9 protein-coding genes are annotated in these 12,419 nt (G+C 55.6%); 4 read left to right on the forward strand and 5 right to left on the reverse strand.

The features are described from left to right. Positions 1 to 11: 11 nt before the first annotated feature. Together carB and RMR16_RS09130 are read left to right on the forward strand one after the other, a co-directional pair. Positions 12 to 3,497, forward strand: coding sequence for a carbamoyl-phosphate synthase large subunit (carB, locus tag RMR16_RS09125; RefSeq protein WP_320200584.1), 3,486 nt, complete (start codon positions 12 to 14; stop codon positions 3,495 to 3,497). Between the two features lie 109 nt (positions 3,498 to 3,606). Beyond that, on the forward strand, positions 3,607 to 5,157 hold the full coding sequence (locus RMR16_RS09130) for an MFS transporter (RefSeq protein ID WP_320200585.1): 1,551 nt from the start codon (positions 3,607 to 3,609) through the stop codon (positions 5,155 to 5,157). A 58-nt stretch (positions 5,158 to 5,215) separates the two neighbouring features. Here the strand turns inward: RMR16_RS09130 and RMR16_RS09135 are convergent, their stop codons facing one another. Further along, positions 5,216 to 6,685 (reverse strand): UdgX family uracil-DNA binding protein, encoded by a 1,470-nt coding sequence (locus tag RMR16_RS09135; protein ID WP_320200586.1) that lies wholly within the window; start codon positions 6,683 to 6,685, stop codon positions 5,216 to 5,218. After that, complete coding sequence (locus tag RMR16_RS09140) at positions 6,685 to 7,917, reverse strand: putative DNA modification/repair radical SAM protein (RefSeq protein WP_320200587.1); 1,233 nt, start codon at positions 7,915 to 7,917, stop codon at positions 6,685 to 6,687. Before RMR16_RS09140 ends, RMR16_RS09135 begins: the two co-directional genes overlap by 1 nt. A gap of 225 nt (positions 7,918 to 8,142) precedes the next feature. Between RMR16_RS09140 and greA the strand changes: the two genes are divergently transcribed. Then, positions 8,143 to 8,619, forward strand: coding sequence for a transcription elongation factor GreA (greA, locus tag RMR16_RS09145; RefSeq protein ID WP_320200588.1), 477 nt, complete (start codon positions 8,143 to 8,145; stop codon positions 8,617 to 8,619). Between the two features lie 31 nt (positions 8,620 to 8,650). Further along, the gene (locus RMR16_RS09150) at positions 8,651 to 9,712 is read left to right on the forward strand and encodes a glycosyltransferase family 4 protein (protein ID WP_320200589.1); all 1,062 of its coding nucleotides are present in this window, start codon (positions 8,651 to 8,653) and stop codon (positions 9,710 to 9,712) included. Here RMR16_RS09150 and RMR16_RS09155 read toward each other — a convergent pair. The 3 genes from RMR16_RS09155 to RMR16_RS09165 form a co-directional block, all read right to left on the reverse strand. Further along, entirely contained in the window at positions 9,696 to 10,718 is a 1,023-nt protein-coding gene (locus tag RMR16_RS09155) for a glycosyltransferase (protein ID WP_320200590.1), read from the reverse strand. The two genes, RMR16_RS09150 and RMR16_RS09155, sit on opposite strands and share 17 nt — an antisense overlap. Then, the gene (locus RMR16_RS09160; protein WP_320200591.1) at positions 10,718 to 11,527 is read right to left on the reverse strand and encodes a glycosyltransferase family 2 protein; all 810 of its coding nucleotides are present in this window, start codon (positions 11,525 to 11,527) and stop codon (positions 10,718 to 10,720) included. Before RMR16_RS09160 ends, RMR16_RS09155 begins: the two co-directional genes overlap by 1 nt. A 184-nt stretch (positions 11,528 to 11,711) precedes the next feature. Continuing rightward, entirely contained in the window at positions 11,712 to 12,059 is a 348-nt protein-coding gene (locus RMR16_RS09165) for an acyltransferase (protein ID WP_320200592.1), read from the reverse strand. Positions 12,060 to 12,419: the final 360 nt, after the last annotated feature.

Genomic DNA, 12,419 nt, shown 5'->3' on the forward strand with positions numbered 1-12,419 from the left:
GAACGAGAGCCATGCCGAAGCGCCAAGATATCAAGTCCATCCTTATCATCGGCGCTGGTCCGATTGTCATCGGTCAGGCATGTGAATTCGATTATTCTGGTACACAGGCCTGTAAAGCGCTGAAAGAGGAAGGCTACCGCGTCATCCTCGTGAATTCCAATCCCGCCACCATCATGACCGACCCCAATCTGGCCGACGCGACCTACGTTGAGCCGATCACCCCGGAAGTCGTCGCCAAGATCATCGCCAAGGAACGTCCAGACGCGCTGCTGCCCACCATGGGCGGCCAGACGGCTCTGAACACTGCCCTCTCCTTGAAGCGTATGGGCGTTCTGGATCGCTACAATGTCGAGATGATTGGCGCAAAGCCTGAAGCCATCGACATGGCCGAAGACCGCGCCCTGTTCCGCGAAGCCATGAAGCGTATCGGCCTTGAAACGCCGAAGTCGATGCTGGCCAATGCCACTGACATCAAGGACGCCGACCGCAAGACGCATGAAGCCGCCCGCGCAGAGTTGAAAACGAAGCTTTCCGGCGCTGAGCTGGACAAGGCGCTCGACAACCTCGAAAACCAGTGGAACCTTGGCGAGACGGACCGCAAGCAGCGTTACATCAGCCACGCCATGGCCATTGCCGCACAGGCCATCGATGTTGTCGGCCTGCCCGCCATCATCCGCCCATCCTTCACCATGGGCGGCACGGGCGGCGGCATTGCCTACAACCGTTCGGAATTCTTCGAAATCATCGGCGGTGGTCTGGATGCCTCGCCCACCACCGAAGTGCTGATCGAAGAATCGGTTCTCGGCTGGAAGGAATATGAGATGGAAGTGGTCCGCGACAAAGCGGACAACTGCATCATCATCTGCTCGATTGAAAACATCGACCCGATGGGCGTTCACACCGGCGACTCGATCACCGTTGCGCCTGCGCTGACGCTGACCGACAAAGAATACCAGATGATGCGCAATGCATCGATTGCGGTTCTGCGCGAAATCGGCGTGGAAACCGGCGGCTCGAACGTTCAGTTCGCCGTCAACCCGAAGGATGGCCGTCTGGTCGTCATCGAAATGAACCCGCGCGTCTCGCGCTCTTCCGCGCTCGCCTCCAAGGCCACCGGCTTCCCGATTGCCAAGGTCGCAGCAAAGCTTGCGGTTGGTTATACACTGGATGAGCTGGACAACGACATCACCGGCGGCGCAACACCGGCATCCTTCGAACCCTCCATCGACTACGTCGTCACCAAGATTCCGCGTTTCGCCTTCGAAAAATTCCCTGGTGCATCGCCCATCCTCACCACGGCCATGAAGTCGGTCGGTGAAGTCATGGCCATCGGCCGCACCTTCGCAGAATCCTTGCAGAAGGCCCTGCGCGGCATGGAAACCGGCCTGACCGGTCTCGATGAAATCGAAATCCCCGGCTTTGAAGAGGGCGAAGGCTCCAAGAACGCCATTCGCGCCGCCATCGGCACACCGACGCCAGACCGTTTGCGCATGGTGGCACAGGCTCTGCGCATGGGCATGTCCGAAGCCGAAGTGCATGAAAACAGCAAGATCGATCCATGGTTCATCGCCCAGTTCAAGGCGATTGTGGACACCGAAGCGCGCGTTCGTGAACACGGTCTGCCGCAGGACGCTGAAAACCTGCGGATGCTGAAGGCCATGGGCTTCTCCGACGCCCGCCTCGCGAGCCTCACCAAGAAGCGCCCGAAAGAAGTGGCAGAGCTGCGCAACAGCCTCAACGTGCGCCCGGTCTTCAAGCGCATCGACACCTGCGCTGCCGAATTCGCATCGCCCACCGCATATATGTACTCCACCTATGAGACACCTTTCGTCGGCCAGCTTCGTTCGGAAGCACAGGTTTCCGACCGCAAGAAGGTCGTCATTCTCGGCGGTGGCCCGAACCGTATCGGTCAGGGCATCGAGTTCGATTATTGCTGCTGCCACGCCGCCTTCGCGCTGAAGGATGCCGGTTTTGAAGCCATCATGATCAACTGCAACCCGGAAACCGTGTCCACCGACTACGACACGTCAGACCGCCTGTATTTCGAGCCACTCACAGCAGAAGACGTGATCGAAATTCTGCGCGCCGAGCAGGAAAAGGGCGAACTGGTCGGCGTTATCGTGCAGTTTGGTGGTCAGACGCCACTGAAACTGGCCGAAGCACTGGAAAAGAACGGTATCCCGATCCTCGGCACAGCGCCTGACATGATCGACCTTGCAGAAGACCGCGACCGTTTCCAGAAGCTGCTGATCAAGCTTGATCTCGCGCAGCCGAACAACGGTATCGCCTATTCCGTCGAGCAGGCGCGTCTTGTGGCATCCGAAATCGGCTTCCCGCTGGTGGTTCGCCCGTCCTACGTTCTGGGTGGCCGCGCCATGCAGATCATCCACTCAGAAGGCCAGTTGCAGACCTACCTGCTGGATACGGTTCCGGGCCTCGTGCCGGAAGATATCAAGCAGCGTTACCCCAACGACAAGACCGGCCAGATCAACACGCTGCTCGGCAAAAACCCGCTGCTGTTCGACAGCTACCTGACCAACGCTGTCGAAGTGGACGTCGATGCCCTGTGCGACGGCGAAAACGTCTTCGTGTCTGGCATCATGGAGCACATCGAAGAAGCCGGTATTCACTCCGGTGACTCGGCCTGCTCGCTGCCATCGCGTTCGCTCTCCAAGGAGACGCTCGACGAGCTGGAGCGCCAGACCACGGCACTTGCCAAGGCGCTCCATGTTGGCGGCCTGATGAACGTGCAATATGCCATCAAGGACGGCGTGATCTACGTTCTGGAAGTGAACCCGCGCGCTTCGCGTACCGTGCCTTTCGTCGCCAAGACCATCGGCGCGCCGATTGCCAAGATCGCCGCCCGCATCATGGCTGGTGAAAAGCTGGATGCCGCCATCGCCGCATACGGCGAAAAGCCTGATCCGCGCAACTTGAAGCACATTGCCGTCAAGGAAGCCGTCTTCCCGTTTGCCCGTTTCCCCGGCGTCGATATTCTGCTTGGACCGGAAATGCGCTCCACCGGCGAAGTCATCGGCCTCGATACGGACTTTGCGCTGGCATTTGCGAAGGCGCAGCTGGGTGCCAGCGTCGATCTTCCGCGCTCAGGTGCGGTGTTCGTTTCGGTGCGCGATGACGACAAGGAACGTGTTCTGCCTGCCATCCGCCATCTGGTGGACATCGGCTTCAAGGTTCTGGCAACCGGCGGCACGCAGCGCTTCCTTGCCGAACAGGGTATCGATGCAGAGAAGATCAACAAGGTGCAGGAAGGCCGTCCGCATATCGAGGACGCCATTCGCAACCGTCAGGTCCAGCTGGTCATCAACACCACGGACAGCAACAAGGCGATTTCCGATAGCAAGTCGCTGCGCCGCGCCACGCTGATGCAGAAGGTGCCTTATTACACCACCATGGCCGGTGCCGAAGCTGCCGCCCTTGCCATCAAGGCATTGAAGGCCGGCAACCTCGAAGTCAGGCCCCTGCAAAGCTACTTCTGATCATGCATGAAAGGGCGCCTTCGGGCGCCCTTTGTTTTTGGGTTATTTATCGATTGCCAATTCCACGATGGAGCGCGAAATTGCCCGCCGTGTGAATGGGGAGGAATGCATGCAGGAAACGACGCTCGACACCACCGCGCCACTGGCCGGGCGGCGGGAATGGATCGGCCTGTGCGTGCTGTCCATCGCCTGCCTGATTTATTCCATGGACCTGTCCGTGCTGTTTCTGGCGATGCCTGCCATCGTCGCCGATCTTGACCCCAATGCATCCGAATTGCTGTGGATCAACGACATCTACGGCTTCATGGTCGCTGGTTTTCTGGTGACGATGGGTACGCTGGGAGACCGCATCGGACGCCGAAAACTGCTTCTCGTTGGCGCTTTTGCCTTCGGAGTCGCTTCGGCGCTTGCTGCCTTTTCGGCAACCGCGCAGCAACTGATCATCTCCCGCGCACTGCTCGGCATTGCGGGTGCCACAGTTGCGCCGTCCACCCTGTCACTGGTCGTCAACATCTTCAAAAACGAATCGGAAAGAAACCGCGCCATTGGAATTTGGGGCTCGGCTTTCGCTTTGGGTGGCCTCATCGGCCCGCTGATCGGCGGCCTGTTGCTGCAATATTTCCATTGGGGATCGGTGTTTCTCATCAACATTCCGGTCATGTTGATTTTGCTGGCCATCGCGCCGTTCATCCTGCCGGAATATAAGAACGAAGATGCGGAAGGCATTGATCTGCCAAGCGTTCTGCTTTCTTTGGCAACGGTGCTACCGGTGATTTACGGTTTCAAGCACATGGCAGCGGATGGTTTTGCGCTGCGCCAGCTCCTGCCCATCGCAGCGGGCGTGGCCATCGGTTTCCTCTTCATCCGCCGTCAACAACGGCTGACCCATCCGCTGATCGATCTCAAGCTGTTTCGCATTCCAGCCTTCACCGCTTCGCTTCTGGTCAATCTGGCAGGCGTCTTTTTCGTGTTCGGAACGTTCCTTTATCAGAACCTGTTCCTGCAATTGGTGATCGGCCTTACGCCTCTGCATGCGGCCCTGTGGTCCATTCCATCCGCGACCGTTTTCACCATCATGTCGTTTCAGGCCTATCGTTTCACCAACCACTTCGGCCCGGTTAAAACGGTGCTGATGGGCCTGATCGTCAATGTCGCGGGTACCACCGTGATGGCGATTGCTGCCTATAATCAAAGCCTTATCGGCATTCTGTTCGCCAGCGTGTTGATCGGCCTCGGCTTCGTGCCGGTCATCCTCACAACAACCGGCCTCATCGTCGGCACCGCTCCGCCGGAACGTGCCGGATCGGCCTCCGCCATCTCTGAAACCAGCGCAGAATTCGGCGGTGCTTTGGGCGTGGCACTGCTTGGCAGTCTTGGAACCGTGTTTTACCGCATGACCATGGCAGGCGTTGACCTCACCGGTCTTACCGAAAGTCAGGCCCATGCCGTTTCCGCGACACTGGCCGGAGCCGTGGAGACTGCAAAAGCTTTGGGCGGCACCACGGAACCAGCCTGGCTGGAACCCGCACGAAACGGCTTTTCGCTCGGCTTTGCCGCTTGCTGCCTGCTGGCATCCGTAACCCTGCTTTTGCTGGCCATGGTTGCCCGCAAGGTCTACGCAACAGCACATATCGATGAAACCGCCGTGGGCACCCATTAACGTATCGGGTACCCACGTCGGCAAACTCGTTCAAGAGCGGCGGCGTCTCGGATTGGATCTATCCGGAGGCTTCAAGATGCAGAGCCATGTCCCGCACCAATTTCATATCTGCCTGAAACCGTTTCAATTCTTGCGCTTTTCGGACCTCATCTGGAATGCGCAGCAGGTAGGACGGATGGACTGTCACAAACAGCGTCCGCCCCGCCTCCATCGGCATTGGTTTTCCACGCAAATCCGATATTTTTTCATTCATACCGGTCAGTGAGAACACAGCAGTTGCTCCCATGGCAACGATCAGCTTGGGTTGCACCAGGTCCATCTCGCGCGTCAGCCACCAGCGGCAACGCTGCACTTCGCCCGCATCCGGGCGCTGGTGGATACGTTTCTTGCCACGCGCCTCATATTTGAAATGTTTGACGGCATTGGTGACATAAAGTTTCTCACGCGCCATGCCGGTCTCACCCAGCACTTGATCGAACACTTTGCCTGCGGGGCCAACGAACGGACGCCCCGCAAGATCTTCGACATCACCGGGTTGCTCACCGACAATCATAACATCTGCGTTTGACTGTCCTTCGCCAAACACTGTTTGCGTAGCCTTGCAATGCAACGGACAAAGCGTGCAGCTTTGCGCCTCGTGTTTCAAACCTTCCAGTGTATCGGCATCTGGCAAAACCGGCGCGGCAACGTTTTCTGCCGCCGCTTGCAGCCGATGATGAAAGAGCTGTGGCTCTGATGCGGCTTTTGCGGCCATCTCCAGCACCCGCGCTTCGGCACCCAAAATCAATTCCGGAATAAGGTCTGCCTCCGGCAGATTTTTCCAGTATTTCTTGGGCATTTCCGATGTCATCGCTTTGATCTTCAACCGTGCCGGATTGAAAATATTGGCATAATAGGTGCGCCAGAGATCCTCGGTCTCATCGTTGAGAACCCGCTTTTCCGCCGCCATCCGCGACGTCTCAAGCGTCTGTCCATCCCACCGCGCAAAACCCTTTGGTGTAGCGATAAACCAATCCATATCGGTAAATCGGCGCTGGAAAAATGACGCCTTGCGCTCGACAATAAAATGGTCCGGCTCAAACCACGCAACAAAGCGCCGCCGTCCGACCTCCCCTTCCGGCAAATCCACTTCCTTGAAGCGCACAAATGCCGTCATCTTGTGACTGTCGCGGCGAACGGATTTCTCCAGTTTGCGCGCCTCTGCCACATCCGAATCAGACTTGAATTGCAGCAGCGCCCGATCCTGAACCAGCCGCCACAAAAGGCGGTAAAGCAGCGCAAAACGTGCGGGATCGCTGTGACAGATAACGGTTTGGGCAAGTGGTACAAAAGACGACGGCACGCTGATATTGGCTGTACTGTCGAAGGACGGAACCGCATCTCCCTCTTCAAATCCCAGCAGGCCAGATTCTTCGCTGTGAAGTCGCCAGTCGATCTCCCGCGGTGAGACATGTGCGGCAAGAAAAGCCCGTGCAGCGTTGCGCCACTCGGCAAAATCTCCTCGTCCCTCCAGCGTAACCCGATACATTACAGCAACGATAGCTGTTCCGGCTGCGGTGCAAACATGGCCCGCAAATCCGGTCGTTCCGTTAATTTCCCCGGCGTCCACCCTTGCGCAACGATGAACGCTTTCACCTTTTTCAAAGACACGCCAAACTTCGCGACGTCTTCCAATCTCAACTGCCGAAACCGCCGCGATGACAAAATGGAACTGACCGTTTTGGTGCCAAAACCGGGAACACGCAGCAGGTTTTCGCGATCGGCCTTGTTCACATCCACCGGAAAATGCTGACGGTTTGCCAGTGCCCAAGCCAGCTTCGGATCAATATCGAGATCCAGCATCCCATCCTGCTGCGTGGAGGTGATTTCGGCGATATCAAAACCATAGAATCGGTAAAGCCAGTCGGCCTGATAAAGCCGATGCTCCCGCATCAAAGGCGGCTTGATGAGCGGCAGATTTTTCGACGAATCGGGAATTGGGCTGAACGCGGAATAATAGACGCGCCGCAACCCGTAACTGCCATAAAGGCGCGAACTGGTGGAGAGAATCGTGCTGTCACTGGCCCCGTCCGCACCAACAATCATCTGCGTGCTTTGGCCAGCCGGCGCAAATTTCCTGACCCGCTTCGTCTGCAATGTTGGCTCCCCCGCCTCCTCTATTTTCAGACGAATATCAGCCATGGATTTGCGAATATTGACGGGCTGTTTTTCCGGCGCAAACCGCCCAATACCGCTGTCGGTGGGCAATTCGATATTGATCGACAATCGATCCGCATAAAGCCCCGCCTCCTCCACCAAACGCGCCGATGCTTCGGGAATGGATTTGAGGTGAATGTAGCCGCGAAACCCATGCGTTACCCGCAGCTCCCGCGCCACACGAACCAGTTCTTCCATCGTGTGATCGGATGAGCGAATGATACCGGAGGACAAAAACAGTCCTTCAATGTAATTGCGCCGATAAAACTCGAGTGTCAGCCACACCACTTCTTCCACTGTAAAGCGCGCCCGCTCGACATTGCTGGAAGACCGATTGATGCAATAAGCGCAATCATAAATGCAGAAATTGGTGAGCAAGATTTTCAGAAGGGAAATACAGCGCCCATCTGGCGCATATGCATGACAAATGCCAGACCCTTCCGTGGACCCCAACCCGCCGGATGCGGATGAATTACGCTTTGTCGTGCCACTGGAGGCGCACGACGCATCATATTTCGCCGCATCGGAAAGAACCGCCAGTCTTTCTTTTATTGACTTTTTCATAGTAATGTTCACTATATGTTCTTGCATTGACTGTCAATCTGCGATTAAAAATAGGCCTATTGGTTTCAACTAGGGTTTGGCGGTTTCAAATTTTCTGGCAATTTGCGACGGTCTTCTGATATAGTCGCAGCAATTGTGATTTTGACATGGTTCCGAAGTTTTGCTCCGGAACCTGTTTCTTTTTGTGTCTGCGGGTGCCGCAGTTTGAATGCGAAGGACTAAAAAATGGTAGAAAAAGTACCGATGACTCAGAGTGGCTTCGTCAAGCTACAGGAAGAACTTCGCTGGCGTCAGCAGGAAGAGCGTCCACGAATCATCGAGGCAATTGCCGAAGCGCGCGCCCATGGCGACCTGTCCGAAAACGCAGAATATCACGCAGCCAAGGAAGCGCAGAGCCACAATGAGGGCCGCGTTGGCGAGCTTGAAGATCTGACAGCCCGCGCCGAAGTCATCGACCTGTCGAAGATGTCCGGTACGACGATCAAGTTTGGTGCGACGATCAAACTCGTGGATGAAGATTCCAAAGAACAGAAGACGTACCAGATCGTTGGCGATCAGGAAGCCGACGTCAAGCAGGGCCGTATTTCTATTTCCTCGCCTATCGCCCGTGCGCTGATTGGCAAGGAAGTTGGCGATAGCATTGAGGTGAATGCACCCGGCGGTTCACGCGGCTACGAAATTCTTTCCCTCACCTGGGGCTGATAAGCCGCATATTTCCCGCGAGATGCCGAATTTGCCCTATGTCGATATACGCGATGTCCGCGTGCTTGCTCCCAATTTCAAGCGCAGGCTTTCGGGCGTGACATCCACCATCATCCAGCTTTTGCCGATCCAGAATCGGCAAGGGCAAAAGGTTGCCGCTATCGGACCCGGCCTGCCGCAAAGCCTGCCGCATGTTCGTTTCCGCGACCTTTGGAGGCTGTGGCAGTTCGGACCGGATCACAAGCCGCGCGTCTGGCATGCGCGGCGCAACATCGAAATGCTGCCCGGCCTCATCCTGCGCGATATTTTGCGCATGAAGCTGAAACTGGTGTTCACTTCCGCATCACAACGCAAGCACAGCGGCTGGACGAAATTTCTGATTTCAAAAATGGACGCGGTCATCGCCACCAGCAGCAAAACGGCATCCTATCTGGACGTGCAAAGCACCGTCATCATGCATGGCATAGACACCGAGCGCTTCTCGCCGCCCGCCGACAAGGCTGAGGCGAAACGCACGCTCGGCCTTGATCCTCATCAGAAATACGTTGGGTGTTTCGGCAGGGTCCGCCACCAAAAGGGCACGGACCTGTTTGTCGACACCATGATTGCGGTGTTGCCACAGCAGCCCGAATGGTCCGCCATAATAGCAGGTCGTGCCACAGGACCGCATGTGGAGTTTGAAAACGGCCTGAAAGACAAAGTCCGCGCCGCCGGTCTTGCGGACCGCATCCTCTTCGTGGGTGAACACACCAACATCAACGAATGGTACCGCTCCCTCGACCTGTTCATCGCCCCCCAACGCTGGGAAGGCTTCGGCCTGACGCCGCTGGAAGCCATGGCAACGGGTGTGCCGGTGATCGCCACGGATGTTGGGGCTTTTCCGGAGTTGATTGTCGCGCCTCAAACGGGCGACATTATCGCCCGTAACGATCTGGACGCCATGAGCCTTTCGGCACTGGGCTGGCTGAAAGACGATGCAAGACGCGGCACCGCTTCGATTGCCGCCCGCGCCCACGTCGCCAATCACTTCACCATTACCGGTGAAGCCGAAAATATTGATCGCGCCTATAATGCCGTCACGGCTTGCGCTTGAACAGCTCAATATAAGCTGACGCAATCGCGTCTTCTGAAAACTGGTTCATCAGCCGCTCATGTCCGCCGGAAGCAACGCGCTGTGCCAAAGCCTGGTCGCTCAACAAACGGTTGATACTCTCCGCAAAACTGTCCGCCTCACCGATATCCGCCAGCAACCCATTCTGGCCGTCTTGCATGAACCACAAAGGCCCTTCCGACTTAGACGACACGACAGGCTTGTTTTGCGCCCATGCTTCCAGAATAACGTTGCCAAGCGGTTCATGGCTGGACGCCATGACAAAAATATCCGCAGCTGCCACATATGGACGCGTTTCATCCTGCCAACCGATAAAACGTACCCGATCACGCATACCACGCGCATCAACCTGCGCTTCGAGGTTTTCCCGCTCTTCTCCATCGCCGGCCAGCCAGAGATAAACGCCGGGCAATGTGGAAACCGCATCAATCAGCGTATGAAAGCCCTTCCGCTTTACGAAACGCCCCATGGACATCACGACCGGCACGCCCTCGGGCGTATCGAGCTGGGCTCGCGAAATCGGCGCTATTGCCTGCGTGCTGGTGAAGTTGGAGATAACCTCAACCCCACGCGTCCAGCCCAGCGCTTTGACATGCTCGCCAATACCCGGCGTGTTGCAAACGAGGACGTCCGTGTTTTTAAAGTAATCCAGCTTGGTCGGGTAATCGCCCAATCGCGAAAGTTTTATGCAGCCTTTGTAATTTGGCATCAAACGGCTGGGGCGTGTCGCCCATGACATGAGAGCGTTCGGCTGCTCCTGACGCGCCATCCGCATGACCTTCAAAGGCAACAAAAACCTGTCCGGCGAAAGATTGCGGAAATTGCTTTCGACAATGCCGCAAACGCCATCAATATTCTTGCGCCACAAGCGACCTGGGCGGATGACGGCTTTCTGCTCGACACCTCTGCGGGCAAGGGCATTCACGAGATGGACGAAAAAGCGCTCCGCTCCACCATCCTTGCCCAAATGATAATGCATGACTTTCATTATTCGGTCCTTCCGCGCTCCATATCATCGACATTGGGTCGACGTTTCAGCGCGTGACGCTGGTGGATTTTCGCTTGCGTGAGAAATGCATAGATTCCGCCCGTTGCAGCCTCGATAAAACCGGGCACGCCGCAGCGCCAGAGACCATTTCTGAAATAAAGACGGAAAAAATAAAGCCAAGGCGAAACCAACAGCTTGGACAGTTTTGCCTTGCGTCCCTCGGCAAATTGCTGATCAGCCTTCAAAGTTGAATATTTGTTCTCTTTCAATATCTGCTCATCGATGATGAGAGGCCGGTAGTGCAGCAAACTACCCTTATCAGATGCGCTGACACCACCCGTCGGAACGATGCCCTCATGCACCTTCTGCGAAAGATCATAGGTGCCCTTGCCGTTGCGGATCAGCCGAAGGTTTTTTCGCTCGCGCGCCTTTTCAGGCGTGTAACCATATCCAATCAGATAAGGTCTGCGGGCAACCCTCCAGCCAACAACAGTTTCCGGCGCTGAGAGCAACTCGGGCAAGACTGAGCGAAGAGCCTCATCCAACCGCTCATCCGCATCGATATTCAGACACCAGGGCTGCGTACATTGCTCAAGGGCAAATTGCTTTTGCCCGGCATAACCGCGCCACGGCTCATGCATGAAACGGATGGGCCAGCCTTTGTCGATGTAGGATTGCACCAGAGCTGCCGTGCCATCTGTGGATCCTGAATCAACAATGACGATTTCTGCGCAACCATCTAGGCTGTCGAGGCAGTTCCCGAGATACGCCTCTTCGTTGAGGCAGATGATGAAAGCGGAATAGGACAAAAAACACTAACTCAGTTATGTTGGTAAGCCGCGACCGAAATCTCTCAGTAGGCTTAGGCCAGAAGATTGGAATAGAATCTAACCGACATCTCGCGATTCACACAGGAATTTATGATATACCGACCAAAAGCTCGAAAAGCGGATCAGTTTGCATAACAAACTAATTTTCAGCTGCGCATTTTAATTAGTTTCGCTGGCACTCCACCATAGATTCCGTAGGGTTCAGTTTTTCCCCGGATGACAGCACCCGCCGCAATAACGCATCTTTTGAGATGTGTGAACCATCTAAAACGGTTACATTTGCGCCTATCCAGACATCATCTTCAATAACAATACCCAACTTACTAAGCTTCTGGAGTCGTATTGGCTTATTCCGGTCAGCAAAAATGTGATTGTATGGAATAATAACACATCCAGCTGCTATACGAACATCGTTGCCGATCACCAAACCACCCTGACCGTAAAGCACCGAGTAGGGGTTCAAGCTAAAATCATTCCCGATTGTGATTTTTCCACCATAGGGAATCAGCATGGCTCCACGCCGAATGCGGCATTTTGATCCCGCAGATATACTGCCGCGCTACCGCATATCAAGAATAGCACCACGCTCAATCCTGCATTTAGAACCTATGGAAATCTTCCCTAAAGATCTGACCCAAAGCCATAGCGGAAGCAAATCATTTGGCCTCACAATTACCTCCTCAAAAAATAAAATTACGTACATAAATAGCTTTTCTTAATCTAGTTACTCAAAGCCCTCAATATACTGTCCCTTCTATTTGGGTAAAATCCGCGCGACGAATTTCCTCCAACCTCCGCGTGTGTGGAGATTGGAGCGTCCTGATCTCAGTGACCAATAGTCGGATGGAGGCATTGTAGGGACGCGTAAAAA

Origin of the sequence: Agrobacterium sp. rho-13.3 (assembly GCF_033957765.2) — a bacterium.
GTDB lineage: Bacteria > Pseudomonadota > Alphaproteobacteria > Rhizobiales > Rhizobiaceae > Agrobacterium.

What these genes read in the sequence shown, in the direction of transcription:
- carB (WP_320200584.1), top strand. Translation starts at nt 12, where the DNA reads ATGCCGAAGCGCCAAGATATCAAGTCCATCCTTATCATCGGCGCTGGT.
- RMR16_RS09165 (WP_320200592.1), bottom strand. Translation starts at nt 12,059, where the DNA reads ATGCTGATTCCCTATGGTGGAAAAATCACAATCGGGAATGATTTTAGC.
- RMR16_RS09140 (WP_320200587.1), bottom strand. Translation starts at nt 7,917, where the DNA reads ATGAAAAAGTCAATAAAAGAAAGACTGGCGGTTCTTTCCGATGCGGCG.
- RMR16_RS09135 (WP_320200586.1), bottom strand. Translation starts at nt 6,685, where the DNA reads ATGTATCGGGTTACGCTGGAGGGACGAGGAGATTTTGCCGAGTGGCGC.
- RMR16_RS09130 (WP_320200585.1), top strand. Translation starts at nt 3,607, where the DNA reads ATGCAGGAAACGACGCTCGACACCACCGCGCCACTGGCCGGGCGGCGG.
- RMR16_RS09155 (WP_320200590.1), bottom strand. Translation starts at nt 10,718, where the DNA reads ATGAAAGTCATGCATTATCATTTGGGCAAGGATGGTGGAGCGGAGCGC.
- greA (WP_320200588.1), top strand. Translation starts at nt 8,143, where the DNA reads ATGGTAGAAAAAGTACCGATGACTCAGAGTGGCTTCGTCAAGCTACAG.